9 protein-coding genes are annotated in these 11,525 nt (G+C 71.9%); 6 read left to right on the plus strand and 3 right to left on the minus strand.

Going from position 1 to position 11,525, the window contains the following annotated elements; all coding sequences use genetic code 11:
• Positions 1-1,820 (plus strand): ATP-binding protein (locus tag BFF76_RS09355; RefSeq protein WP_065847972.1); only part of this gene is annotated, 1,820 nt, incomplete at its 5' end.
• 44 nt (positions 1,821-1,864) lie between these two features.
• Here the strand turns inward: BFF76_RS09355 and BFF76_RS09360 are convergent.
• The 3 genes from BFF76_RS09360 to panB all read right to left on the minus strand — a co-directional run bounded on the left by BFF76_RS09360 (position 1,865) and on the right by panB (position 4,746).
• Positions 1,865-2,722, minus strand: a complete 858-nt coding sequence (locus BFF76_RS09360; protein WP_065847973.1) for an ABC transporter permease — start codon at positions 2,720-2,722, stop codon at positions 1,865-1,867.
• Positions 2,719-3,738 (minus strand): ATP-binding cassette domain-containing protein, encoded by a 1,020-nt coding sequence (locus tag BFF76_RS09365; protein ID WP_107418406.1) that lies wholly within the window; start codon positions 3,736-3,738, stop codon positions 2,719-2,721. The genes BFF76_RS09360 and BFF76_RS09365 overlap by 4 nt, the downstream gene beginning before the upstream one ends.
• A gap of 120 nt (positions 3,739-3,858) precedes the next feature.
• Positions 3,859-4,746, minus strand: a complete 888-nt coding sequence (gene panB, locus BFF76_RS09370) for a 3-methyl-2-oxobutanoate hydroxymethyltransferase (RefSeq protein ID WP_065847974.1) — start codon at positions 4,744-4,746, stop codon at positions 3,859-3,861.
• A 197-nt stretch (positions 4,747-4,943) separates the two neighbouring features.
• Between panB and BFF76_RS09375 the strand changes: the two genes are divergently transcribed.
• The 5 genes from BFF76_RS09375 to BFF76_RS09395 all read left to right on the plus strand — a co-directional run bounded on the left by BFF76_RS09375 (position 4,944) and on the right by BFF76_RS09395 (position 11,520).
• Positions 4,944-6,551, plus strand: coding sequence for a DHA2 family efflux MFS transporter permease subunit (locus BFF76_RS09375; RefSeq protein ID WP_065847975.1), 1,608 nt, complete (start codon positions 4,944-4,946; stop codon positions 6,549-6,551).
• A gap of 147 nt (positions 6,552-6,698) precedes the next feature.
• Positions 6,699-7,400, plus strand: a complete 702-nt coding sequence (locus BFF76_RS09380; RefSeq protein ID WP_065847976.1) for a TetR/AcrR family transcriptional regulator — start codon at positions 6,699-6,701, stop codon at positions 7,398-7,400.
• A gap of 167 nt (positions 7,401-7,567) precedes the next feature.
• A complete protein-coding gene (locus BFF76_RS09385; protein ID WP_053928457.1) occupies positions 7,568-8,590 on the plus strand; it encodes an endonuclease/exonuclease/phosphatase family protein in 1,023 nt (340 codons plus the stop codon).
• A 318-nt stretch (positions 8,591-8,908) separates the two neighbouring features.
• Positions 8,909-10,102, plus strand: coding sequence for a Cmx/CmrA family chloramphenicol efflux MFS transporter (locus tag BFF76_RS09390; RefSeq protein WP_065847977.1), 1,194 nt, complete (start codon positions 8,909-8,911; stop codon positions 10,100-10,102).
• A 200-nt stretch (positions 10,103-10,302) separates the two neighbouring features.
• Complete coding sequence (locus BFF76_RS09395; RefSeq protein WP_031097065.1) at positions 10,303-11,520, plus strand: MFS transporter; 1,218 nt, start codon at positions 10,303-10,305, stop codon at positions 11,518-11,520.
• Positions 11,521-11,525 lie beyond the last annotated feature (5 nt).

Here is an 11,525-nt window from a genome sequence, read left to right on the forward strand (position 1 = left end):
GCCTGCTGTCCAGCGGGAGCCGCACCGTGCTGCCGCGCCAGCAGACCCTGCGTGCGGTCGTCGACTGGTCGTGGGACCTCCTCGACGACGGCGAACGCGCCGTCCTGCGCCGGCTGTCGGTCTTCTCCGGCGGCTGTACCCTCGCCGCCGCCGAGGTGGTCTGCGCGGACCGGCCGCAGGACGCGTACGACGTCGCCGGGGTGCTCGGCTCGCTCGTCGACAAGTCCCTCGTCGTCGCGGCCCCCGCCGCGGACGGCCGGATGCGCTACCGCCTCCTGGAGACCGTCGGTGAGTACGCATCCGGACGGCTCGACGAGGCGGGGGAGCGGGACGTCGTCGAACGGCAGCACCTCTCCTTCTACCGGGAGCTGGTCCGCAGGACCGATCCCGAACTCCGGGGTGCCGGACAGCTCGCCGCCCTCGAACTGCTCCAGCGGGAGTACGAGAACCTGCGGACGGCCCTGCGGCACGCCGTCGCCGCTCGCGACGAGCAGGAGTCGCTCAGCATGGTGCTCTCGCTCGCCTGGTACTGGCAGATGCGCGATCTGCGCAGCGACGCACTGCACTGGGCCGAAGCCGCCTCCGCGCTCGGCCCCGACCCGTTCGGCGCGGACGCGGGTCCCGCGCCCTCGCTCACCGAGCGCTGCACCGACGCGCCGCCGCCGATGGCTCCCGAGCTGCTCCAGGAGGCGCGGCGCCAGGTGGCGCTGCTCCAGATGGCCAGCATGGACCACGCGATGGACGTCTGGGCCAACGAGGCCGGCATGGCGCGCCTGCGGATCATCGCCGCCACCTACCGGGCAGGCCAGCCGCAGACCTGCCGCAGCCCGGGCCTGCTCTGGCTGCTGGCCGTCCTGCTCACCGGGGACAGCTCGGACCCGCGCGCAGTGCTGGACGAGACGGTCCGCGCCGCACGGGCCCTCGGACAGGACTGGGAGCTGGCCGGCGCGCTCCAGATGCGTGCCAACGTGCTGGCCAACCGGCCCGCCTGGGCGGGCGCGGCCCACGCGGACGCCGACGAGAGCCTGGAGATCTTCAGCCGTCTCGGCGACGACTTCGGTGCGGCGGAGGCCCTCTCCTCGCGTGGCGAGGCCAGCGAGAAGACGGGCGACCATGCCCGGGCGGCCGAGGACTACCAGGCCGCGATCGGCTACGCGGAGAAGCTCGGCGCCCGTGCCCAGGTGCTGGTGCTCCGCACCCGGTACGCCTCCGCGCTGATCGAGCTCGGCCGCGGCGCCGAGGGAGAGGCCATCCTTCGGGGGGTGCTTGCCGAGGGGCGCCATTCGGGGCACGAGGCGACGGCGTTCGCCCGGTTCTTCCTGGCCATGTGGCTGGGCACGTCAGGCCGCACCGTCGAGGCGCGCGAGCAACTGGGCTTGCTGCACGAGGATTTCAGGTCCGCGTCCATGGGTGTCTTCGAGGCGTTCGTGCTGGGCGGCCTGGCCTGGCTGGACAATCAGGAGGGGCTGTACGAGGACGCCCTGGCCCGGAGCCGGGAGGCGCTGGCACGGGCCGACGACCGGTTGACGCAGATGATGGCGCCGCACATGCACGTGCTCTACCTGGTCACCGTGGCACGTGCGCTGGGCGGGCTCGGTGGGGAGCGCCGGGCCGCCCTCGCGGCCCGGCTGCTGGCCGCCGGTCAGGTGCTGCTGCCGGACGGGCACGTGCTGACGCCGATGGAGCGGGACAACTACGCCGCGGCCGAGGAACTGGCCCGCGGCGTTCTCGGGGACGCCGCCTACGGGGCCGCGTACGCCGAGGGCGGCGGCCTCACGCTGGAGGAGGCCACCGCCCTCGTCGGCGCGTACCTGGACTAGGGGGTACCGGGGAGTCCGGCCAGGATTCCCCGGCATCCCCTCCGTCAGGACTTCTTCCGGAACCTGGACACCGCGAGCGGGGCCACCACCACGGTGATGAGCACGGTCCAGCCGAGCGTCACCCAGACCGAGTGGGCGAGCGGGCCGCCCATCATCAGGGCGCGGGCGGAGTCGGCCAGGTTGGACAGCGGGTTGTACTCGGTGAACGTCCGGAGCCAGCCGGGCATGGTCCCGGTCGGCGCGAAGATGGACGAACCGAACTGGAGCGGCATCAGCACGAGCATCCCCATTCCCTGGACCGCCTGAGCCGTCTTCATGGTCAGTCCGAGCAGGATGAAGATCCACATGATCGCGGCGCCGAACGCGGCCGACAGGGCGACCGCCCCGATGAGCCCGGTCACCGGCTCCTGGAGTTCCATGCCGAGCGCGAAGCCCATGCCCAGCAGGATCAGCGTGGCCACCATCATCCGGCCGAGCTCGACCACGATCTTCGCGATGAGCACCGAGGAGCGGGCGATCGGCATCGTGCGGAAGCGGTCCATGACCCCCTTGCGGAAGTCGTCGTTGACGCCGGAACCGACCGCCATGGCGATGTTCATGCCCATCATCGCCATCAGGCCGGGGATCAGGTAGTTGAGGTACTCCTGCCGCCCGCCGCCCATGCTGCCGCCCACCGAGCCGCCGAAGACGTACACGAACAGCAGCGTGAAGATGACCGGCATCAGGAGCGCGTCGAACATCGACTCCGGATCCTTCTTGATCTGGAGCAGGTTGCGCCGCACCAGCGCCCCGATGTGGCGGAGGTTGTTCCGCAGCCCGATCCGGCCCTCGTCGTGGAGCTTCGTGTCGGGTGCGTGCTGGGCCGCACCGGTGGGGGCGGGCGTCAGAGTCGTCGTGCTCATGCCGCGACCTCCTGGGGAATCGTGCCGGTGGCGGAGGCCTTGTCGCCCGTGATGGCGAGGAACACCTCGTCCAGGCTGGGCAGCGCGGTGGCGACGTGGGCGAGCGAGAAGCCCCGGGTGCCGAGCAGGCCGATCACCGCGGTCAGCTGCTCGTCGCTGAGGATCGGTACGCAGAGCAGTCCCTCGTCCGGGACCGCCTGGGCGCCGGCGATGCCGTCCAGGCCGGTCTCCCGCAGCGCCTGCGCCATCGCGGGCAGTTCGGCCGGGTCGGAGGGCCGGATCTGCAGCGTGCGGCCGCCGACCTTGGCCTTGAGGTCGTCGACCCCGCCCCGGGCGATGATCTTCCCGCGGTCGATGACGGTGAGCTCACCGGCGAGCTGTTCGGCCTCTTCCATGTACTGGGTGGTGAGCAGCACGGTCGCACCCTCCGCGACCATCCGCCGCACCTCGTCCCAGACCTCGTTGCGCGTCCGGGGGTCGAGGCCCGTCGTCGGCTCGTCCAGGTAGAGCACGGCCGGGCTGCCGATCATCGATGCGGCCAGGTCCAGCCGGCGCCGCATTCCGCCGGAGTAGTCCATCGCGGCCTTCTTCGCGGCTTCGGTGAGCGAGAAGCGCTCCAGCAGTTCGTCGGCGCGGGACCGTGCCCTCATGCGCGGCAGGTCGAGCAGGCGCCCGATCATGTAGAGGTTCTCCCAGCCGGAGAGCTTCTCGTCGACCGAGGCGTACTGCCCGGTGAGGCCGATGGTGCGGCGGAGCTGCCGGGGCTGCCTGACCACGTCGTAGCCGGCGACCACTGCGTGTCCGGCGTCCGGCACGATCAGGGTGGACAGGCAGCGTACGAGGGTGGTCTTCCCCGCGCCGTTGGGCCCCAGTACGCCGAGGACGGTGCCCTCGCGCACGTCGAGGTCCACACCGTCCAGCGCCTTGGTCTCGCCGTAGTGCTTGACCAGCCCCCGTACCTCGACGGCGTTCCTGCCGCCCTGGAGGTTCTTGTCGATTTGCGTCATGGACACCATCAGACCAGCCGTCACCGACAACTCACCGACATGTCGCTTACAGCTCGCCGACCGCAGGCGACAGCCCGCCGAGGGGGGAAGTCGGCGGGCTGTCGGTGGTGCGGCAGTGGTGTGTGGGCGTCAGTGGAAGGTGTGCTCCGCCGCAGGGAACGTGCCGCCGACGACCTCTTCGGCGTACTCCTTGGCGGCGTTCGCGAGCACCTGACGCAGGTTCGCGTACTGCTTGGTGAAGCGCGGGACCTTGCCGCCGGTCAGTCCGGCCATGTCGGTCCAGACCAGCACCTGCGCGTCCGTGTCGGGCCCGGCGCCGATGCCGACGGTCGGGATGTGGAGCGTACGGGTGACCTCGGCGGCCAGCTCGGCCGGTACGAGTTCCAGGACGACGGCGAAGGCGCCCGCGTCCTGGACCGCCTTCGCGTCGCGCAGCAACTGCTGGGCGGCCTCCTCGCCGCGGCCCTGCACGCGGTAGCCCATGGTGTTGACGGACTGCGGTGTCAGGCCGATGTGGCCCATGACCGGGATGCCGGCCTCGACGAGGAGGCGGATCTGCTCGTGGGAGCGCTCGCCGCCCTCCAGCTTGACCGCGCCGACACCGGCGTCCTTGACCAGCCGGGTGGCGTTGCGCAGGGCCTGGACCGGGCCCTCCTGGTACGCGCCGAAGGGCAGGTCGGCCACGACGAGGGCGCGCTTGGTGCCCCGTACGACGGCGGCCGAGAGGATGGTCATCTCGTCCATGGTGACGGGCACGGTGGTCTCGTAGCCGAGGTGGCAGTTGCCCATGGAGTCGCCGACGAGCATGACCGGGATGCCGGCCTCGTCGAAGACGGACGCGGTCATCGCGTCATAGGCGGTGAGCATCGGCCACTTCTCGCCGCGCTCAGTGGCGGCGGCGATGTCGTTGACGCTGATGCGGCGGGTGCTCGCGCCCCCGTACAGCGCCTTGCCGGCACCGGGAGTGGGGCCCGTGGGGGGCGTGGCGGACTGGTTGTGCGCAGCCTGAAGCGACATGGCCAACGGCTCCTTCGTCATCTCGAGGCGCCCTGACGGCGTCCCCGGATCCCTTCCATGGTGGCATCCCGGCACCGTTCCCGGGAAGTGGGCCCACCGTGCCCGGTCGTCGGGGAACGGTGAACGGTGCGGGGCAGCCGGGTAAAGTCTTTCCAATACGAGACGGTGTCGTATTGGAATGTGGCTAGAGTCGCGGCATGTCCATACCGTCCGGCGGCCCCGTCGCCGCGCCCCGCGTCCCGGAGGCGGTCCACCGCCGCCGCTGGGTCATCCTCGGCGTCCTCATGTTCAGCCTGCTCATCATCGTTCTCGACAACTCGATCCTGAACGTCGCGGTCAAGACGATCGCCAGCCCGGCGCCGACCGGGATCGGTGCCACCCAGAGCGAGCTCGAGTGGGCGATCAACTCCTACACGCTCGTCTTCGCCGGCCTGCTCTTCACCGCGGGCCTGCTGGGCGACCGCATCGGCCGCAAGAAGGTGCTGCTGGCCGGAATCCTCGTCTTCGGTGTCGCCTCCGCCCTGGCCGCGCTCTCCTCCTCGCCCGGCGAACTCATCGCCTGGCGCGCGCTGATGGGCTTCGGCGCGGCGTTCGTGATGCCCGCCACCCTCGCCGTCCTGATGAACGTCTTCGAGCGTGACGAGCAGCCCAAGGCCATCGGCATCTGGGCCGGCGGCGTCGGCCTCGGCATCGCGATCGGCCCCATCACCGGCGGAGTGCTCCTGGAGCACTTCTGGTGGGGCTCCATCTTCCTGGTCAACGTCCCCGTGGTGATCGTCGCGCTCGTCGCCATGGCCGTCCTCGTCCCCGACTCCCGCGACCCCGCCCCCGGCCGCGTCGACCCGCTCGGGGTCGTCCTGTCCATCGTCGGCCTGGTCCTGCTCGTCTACGGCATCATCCGAGGCGGTGAGCTCGCCTCCTTCACCGACATCACCGTCCTCGCCCCGCTGATCGGCGGCCTGCTGGTCCTGACGGCCTTCGTGTGGCACGAGAAGCGCAGCAGCCACCCGTCGATCGACATCTCCTACTTCCGCAAGCCCGCCTTCTCCGCCGCCGTCGCCGCGATCGCGCTGGTCTTCTTCGCGCTGATGGGCGTCACCTTCTTCTCCGTCTTCTACCTGCAGAGCGTGCGCGGCTACACCGCGCTGGAGTCCGGGCTGCTCATCCTGCCGCTCGCCGCCGCGCAGATGATCTTCGCGCCGCGTGCCCGCCTGGTCGTCGACCGGTTCGGGGCCCGGGCGGTCTGCACCGTCGGCATGCTGCTCGTCGCCGCCGGCCTCGCCGCCTTCGCGCTGTTCGGCGCGGACACCCCGCTGTGGGTGCTGTGCCTGGTCTTCTTCGTCCAGGGCACCGGCATGGCGCACATCATGCCGCCGGTCACCGTCACCGTGATGCAGGCCCTGCCCCGCGAACGGGCGGGCTCGGGCTCCGCCATCAACAACACGTTCCGCCAGGTCGGCGGAGCGCTCGGCATCGCCGTGCTCGGCTCGGTGCTCTCCACGGTCTACCGGGGTGACATCGAGGGCCACCTCGACGGTGTACCGGCCTCCGCGCGGGACTTCGCGGGCGAGTCGATCGAGGCGACCCGGGGCGTCGCGGAGAAGCTGGGCCCGGCGGGCAAGCCGCTGATCGCCGCGGCGAACGACGCGTTCATCGGCGCGATGCACGTCACCGCGCTCGGCTCGGCGGCGGTCGCCCTGATCGGCGCGGCGGTGGTGGCCGCGTTCATGCCCGGCCGACAGCCCGCGCAGGGGGAACCGGACCCGGCTCACCAGGCCGCCGGGGAGCCCGCGCACCAGTCCTGATCCGCTGCTCCGGCCGGGGGAGTCGCCCCGCCCCCGGCCGGTCGGCGAGAATCGGGACGTACGGCGAACGGCGACCAGCGGCCGGCGACCGGCGTACGACGACCAGCGGCCGGTGAACGGCGGACGGCGCAGCGAGAGGCGGCCCACGTGCGGCAGGCGGCACAGAACCCGGCGCGGGACCCGGCCGGTGGTCCGGCGGACCCGCCCTGCCAGGGGCAGGAACCGCGCCGCGGCCGTCCCCGCAGCGCGGCCGTGGAGCGGGCGATCCTCGACGCCGTCGTACAGCTGCTGGAGGCGGGGGAGACCCTGGACGGCCTGTCCATTGAGCGCATCGCCCGCACCGCGGGCGTCGGCAAGGCCACCATCTACCGCCGCTGGAGCGGCAAGGAGGAGCTCTTCGTCGAGGTCCTGCGCGACATCGAGCCCGCCGATCCCACCGTCTCCGGCACCGCGGGCCTGGACGACCTGCGCGTACTGCTCGAATCCATGCGTACGCGCGGTCTCGCCCAGCGCTCCTCCGCCCTCCTGCACAACGTGTTCGTGCAGATGAAGAAGCACCCCAGACTCTGGACCGAATACCAGAGCACCGTCATCGCACCGCGCCGCGCCGCGATGCTGGCCGCCGTGCAGCGGGCCGTGGACGCGGGGGAGCTCCGCGACGACCTCGACGTGGAGCTCATGGACGACCTGTTCCTGGGCCCGATGCTCGTCCGCACCGTCCACCGCCCCGAGGCGCCCCTGCCGGAGGACCTCGCCGACCGCATCATCCGCACGCTCCTCCAGGGCCTCGCGCCACGCGGACCGGAACCGCGGGCCGCGGCCACGGGGACGACGGCCGCCCCCGTGTGATCGTTCTGTCACAGACCCCGTAACCGGCGCCGTGCCCGGAACCCGCCGTACCGCATCCGTCGTCCTCATGGCAGAACGGCCGTCGTCGACGGCGGGAACGGCGTCACCCATCGCCTAGGGTCGTAAGGCGCGGTGATGTGTACGGCAAGGCAGTGAGGACGAGCGCAATGGTGCAGGCGTACAGAGCGGACACCGACGACGTGGGCACGGGGCCGCGGCCGGGCTCCCGATTCCGGGCCCTGCGTCACAGACTGGCCTCCGACCGGGGCATCTGGCGGCGCGGCATCCTGCTGGCGCTCTGCTCGGTCCTCCTCACCGTGGTGCTGGTCCTCCACTCGGACATCCCGAACGCGATCGGCAACCTGGGCAGCCTCATCGAGACCTTCCTGCCCTGGTTCGGCCTGCTCGTGCCGGTGCTGCTGGTCCTCGGCCTGGTCCGGCGTTCGGCGACGGCTCTGATCGCCCTCGTCCTGCCGGTCGCCGTCTGGCTCAACCTCTTCGGCGGCCTGCTGTTCGCCGACAAGTCGGGAACCGGCGGTGACCTCACCGTCGCCACACACAACGTCAACGCGGGCAACCCCGACCCCGCGGGCACCGCTCAGCAGGTCGCCGGCTCCAACGCGGACGTCGTGGCCCTGCAGGAACTGCCCAGCGGCAAGGTGGCGGCGTACGAGGACGCGCTGGCCGACCGCTATCCGCACCACTCCGTCCAGGGCACCGTCGGCCTGTGGAGCAAGTACCCGGTGACCGACTCCAGCCCCGTCGACATCAAGCTGGGCTGGACCCGGGCGATGCGCGCCACGGTCACGACCCCCGAGGGCCCGGTGAAGGTGTACGTCGCCCACCTCCCCTCCGTACGGGTCAAGCTGAACGCGGGCTTCACCGCCAACCAGCGGGACGACAGCGCGGACGCCCTGGGCGAGGCGATCTCCGACGAACCGCTGGAACGGGTCGTCCTGCTCGGCGACCTGAACGGCACGATGAACGACCGCTCGCTGAACGCGGTCACCGCCCAGATGCGCTCCACCCAGGGCGCGGCGGGCGACGGCTTCGGCTTCAGCTGGCCGGCGGGATTCCCCATGGCGCGAATCGACCAGATCATGGTGCGGGGCGTCGAACCCCTCGCCTCCTGGACCCTCCCCGCCACGGACAGCGACCACCTCCCGATCGCGGCCCGCGTGGAATTGTGAGCGCTGCCGCTTCGACCGGCGGTACGCTCCACCTCATGTCCAGCCCCGAGTCCGACAGACTCCGGCCGCCGGTTCGCCGGTGGCCGGCCGCCGATGCCGAAAGCCTCTGACCCCAGCGGTCACCGGGCTTCCCCGTCGCGCCGTCGACCACCGCCGGACCCTCCGCGGCGGTGCGGGCCGACTTTCATGTTCCATGGCAAAACCAGACATTCCACCGCGTTGCCGTCCTCGCGCTCCCGCGCGTGACGACGGGCGCGGCCCGCATCCCCTGCGCACCGCTCGTTCCTCCGACGGTTCCGTACAAGGGGTTCCCTTCTCATGCCATTCGCTGTGTACGTGCTCGGGCTCGCGGTCTTCGCCCAGGGCACATCGGAGTTCATGCTGTCCGGACTGCTCTCGGGCATCGCCGGTGACCTGCGCGTCTCACTGGGCGACGCCGGTCTGCTGACCTCGGCCTTCGCGGTCGGGATGGTGGTCGGCGCGCCGCTCACCGCGCTCGCCGGCCGCTCCTGGCCCCGGCGCCGGGCGCTGCTGTCCTTCCTCGGGGTCTTCGTCGCCGTCCACGTCGTCGGCGCCCTGACCTCCAGCTATGCCGTATTGCTCGCGACCCGGTTCGCAGGGGCGCTCGCCAACGCCGGCTTCTGGGCGGTGGCGCTGGTCACCGCGCTGGCGATGGTCGGCCCGCACCAGCGGGCGCGGGCCACCGCCGTGGTCCTCGGTGGTGTCACCGTCGCGTGTGTGGTGGGTGTTCCGGCGGGGGCGGCGCTCGGTGAACTGTGGGGCTGGCGCTCGGCGTTCTGGGCCGTGGCCCTCGTCTCCGCACCGGCAGCGGCAGCGCTGCTGCTGGCTGTGCCGGGCGGCCGCCCCGAAGGCGCGCCGAAGGTGAGCGCGGTGAGTGAACTGCGTGCCCTGGCCCGCCCCCGCCTGCTGCTGACGCTGCTGGTCATGGCCCTGGTGCAGGGGGCGACCTTCTGTACGTTCTCCTACCTGGAACCGCTGGTCACCCGGGTCACCGGCTTCGGCGCCGGCTGGGTGCCCGTGGTGCTCGCACTCTTCGGGGTCGGCTCGTTCGCGGGTGTCGCCCTGGCCGGGCGCCTCGCAGACACCCGCCCGGACGCGGTCGTCGGGCTCGGCATGACGGCCCTGGCCCTCGGCTGGGCCGCGCTGGCCCTGACCGCCTCCCACCCCGTCGCGGCGCTCGCCCTGGTCCTCCTTCAGGGGGCACTCGCCTTCGGCACGGGAACAACGCTGATCACCCGGGTCTTCCATCTGGCCCCGGACGCCCCGACGATGGCGGGCTCCTTCGCGACGGCCGCCTTCAACGTGGGCGCCGCGACCGGCCCCTGGCTCGGCGGCCTGGCCCTCGGCGCGGGCTTCGGCTTCCGCGCCCCGGTCTGGGTGAGCGCCCTGCTGATGTGCCTGGCCCTCGCGGGTGCGGGGGTGCTGTCGGCGCTCTCCGGCCCGGCCCGCAGGCCCCTCGCCGCCCGGAGGCGTCCGGCAGCGGAACGATGACGCCGAAGGCCCCGAGTGACGCCCACATCACACCCCGCCGCAACGGCATGTTCACGTCCGGGCATAAAACGTCTGAGAGACTTTGTTCCGACGGGGTACATAACCCGTTCCGGCAACGAAGCCGACGCTCCCGCACACATACCGCTGCCACCCGGCCCTCCACGGTCCCGGGCGGCCACCCTGCCCGAAAGGTCTCTTCCATGCCCCTGGCCCTGCTCGCCCTCGCTGTGAGCGCCTTCGGCATCGGCACCACCGAGTTCGTGATGATGGGGCTGCTGCCCAACGTCGCGGACGATCTGGGAACGTCCGTACCCACCGCCGGTTACCTCGTCTCGGCGTACGCGATCGGCGTCGTCCTCGGTGCGCCGCTGCTCACCGGTCTCGGCTCCAGGATCCCGCGCAAGCGGATGCTCCTGCTGCTGATGGCCGTCTTCACCGTCGGCAACCTCGCTTCCGCCTTCGCCCCCGACTTCGGCTGGCTGCTGGCCGGCCGGTTCCTGGCAGGGCTGCCGCACGGCGCCTTCTTCGGCGTCGGCGCGGTCGTCGCCGCCCGCCTCGTACCGGACGGGCGACAGGCCCGAGCCGTCGCCACCATGTTCCTCGGCCTGACCGTCGCCAACATCGTCGGCGTACCGGCGGCCACCCTGCTGGGGCAGCACCTCGGCTGGCGCGCCACGTTCATGGTGGTCGCGGTGATCGGGCTGGCCGCGATGGCCGCGCTCGCCCGCCTCGTCCCGCAGATACCCGTCGAGGCGCACCAGAACGTACGCCGTGAACTGAGCGCGCTCGGCAACCGGCAGGTGATGCTCGGCCTGCTCACCGCCGTCCTCGGCTTCGCGGGTGTCTTCGCCGTCTACTCCTACCTCTCGTCCATGACGACCGAGGCGATGGGCTTCGGCGAGTCCTCGGTGACGATCGTCCTCGCGCTCTTCGGCATCGGGATGACCCTCGGCGCGCTGGCGGCGGGGCCGCTGACCGACCGGGCACTGCGTCCCACGCTCTACGGCTCGCTGGCGGCCCTGGCCGTCGTCCTCGTGGTCTTCCCCTTCACGGTCCACGTGCAGTGGGCCGCGCTGGTCATGGTGGTGCTGCTCGGCGGCGTCGGCTTCATGACGACCACCCCGCTGCAGATGCTCGTCATGAACAAGGCCAAGGACGCCCCCACCCTCGCCTCCGCCTCCAACCACTCCGCCTTCAACCTCGCCAACGCGGGCGGGGCCTGGCTCGGCGGGGTCGCCATCGCGGCGGGCTGGGGCTGGACGTCTCCCGCCCTGGTCGGCGCGGTGCTCGCCGTGGCCGGTCTCGCCGTGGCCGTCACGGCGGGCGTGCTGGACCGGACCCCGGGCACCTCGCGCGTGGTGGCGACCGGCGCCCGCGCCGAGGAGCGCGAGTACGCGGAGGCACGCTCCGAGTTCTGAGCCCT

The sequence above is a fragment of the Streptomyces mutomycini genome (genome assembly GCF_001700505.1).
In the GTDB taxonomy this organism is placed as follows: Bacteria; Actinomycetota; Actinomycetes; order Streptomycetales; family Streptomycetaceae; genus Streptomyces; species Streptomyces mutomycini.